Origin of the sequence: Bradyrhizobium sp. SZCCHNGR1005 (assembly GCF_032489995.1) — a bacterium.
In the GTDB taxonomy this organism is placed as follows: domain Bacteria; phylum Pseudomonadota; class Alphaproteobacteria; order Rhizobiales; family Xanthobacteraceae; genus Bradyrhizobium.
This window is the reverse complement of the sequence record NZ_JAUEZC010000027.1, coordinates 1-1,354: the sequence shown is the minus strand read 5'-3', so window position 1 is coordinate 1,354 and position 1,354 is coordinate 1. Positions and strand designations below refer to the sequence as shown.

Here is a 1,354-nt window from a genome sequence, read left to right as displayed (position 1 = left end):
GCGCCTGCTGCCGCCGAGACCGCGTTGTCGGCGGCGAAGCGCTCTTGTGAGCTTTTGGTATTGTCGGCGAAGAGCGGGGAGGCGCTGGAGGCGTCTGCGGCTCGGCTTGCGGAGCACGTGAAGGCGCGTGCGGAGCAAACACTTGGCGACATTGCCTACAGCCTGGCGACGACGCGGAGCCATCACGAGCATCGGTTGGCGCTGGCGGTGGCGACGCGCGAGGAACTGGTCTCGGGACTGGAAGCCGTATCGCGCGGCGAGCCGGCGGTTGGATTGGTGCGCGGAGAGGTGCGCAGACGCGGCAAGACGGCGTGGCTGTTCACGGGCCAGGGCTCGCAGCATGTCGGGATGGGCCGTGGGCTTTACGAGGAATGGCCTGCATTTCGCGAAGCACTCGATGCGGCGTGGGCGGCGCTGGATCCGCATCTGGAGAGGCCGCTGCGCGAGGTAATGTGGTCGGATCCGTCGCAGGCCGCGAGGCTCGACGAGACGGGTTGGACGCAGCCGGCGCTGTTTGCGCTGGAAGTCGCGCTGGCGGCGCTGTGGCGGTCATGGGGCGCGGAACCGGACGTTGTTGCGGGCCACAGCATCGGCGAGGTGGCTGCGGCGCATGTGGCGGGTGTGTTCTCGCTGACGGATGCAGCGCGTCTGGTTGCGGCGCGCGGACGCTTGATGCAGGCGCTGCCGCGGGGCGGCGCGATGGTGTCTATCGCAGCGTCGGAAGCGGAAGTGGCGAAGGCGGTGGCGGCGCAGGCAGGCGGCGTCTCGATCGCGGCGGTGAACAGCGCATCGTCTGTTGTGATCTCGGGTGAGGAAGAGGCTGTGTTTGCGGTGTCGTCGGCGTTTGCGGCGAAGGGCACGCGGACGCATCGGCTGAGGGTGTCGCATGCGTTCCACTCTGCGCTGATGGATCCGATGCTGGAGCAGTTCCGTCGGGTTGCGGAGCAGCTCACGTACCGTCCGGCGCAGATTGGTGTGGTGAGCAACGTCAGCGGGAAGCTGGCGGACTGCGAGCTCTCGAGCGCCGCGTATTGGGTGAAGCATGTGCGGGAGGGCGTGCGTTTTGCGGACGGGGTCGCGGCGCTGCACGCGGCAGGAGTGACGGAGTATCTGGAGCTGGGGCCGCGGCCGACGCTGCTCGGGCTGGTGCCGGCGTGCTTGCCCGCAGGGGCAAAGGAGCCTGCGCTGGTGGCGAGCTTGCGTCCGGAGCGTGCCGAGCCCGCAGCGGCGCTGCAGGCTCTGGGAGCGCACTATGCCCAGGGCGGGCAGCTGGAGTGGAAGGGTGTCTTTCCGAGCGGCGGTGCGCGCGTGGAGCTACCGACATATCCATGGCAGCGGCAGCGTTACTGGATGG

Annotated in this window: 1 protein-coding gene; it reads left to right on the top strand. The window is 68.8% G+C overall.

From position 1 onward, the window contains the following. Positions 1–1,354: acyltransferase domain-containing protein (locus QXZ85_RS33695; protein ID WP_315729246.1), on the top strand; the 1,354-nt coding region annotated here is incomplete at both ends.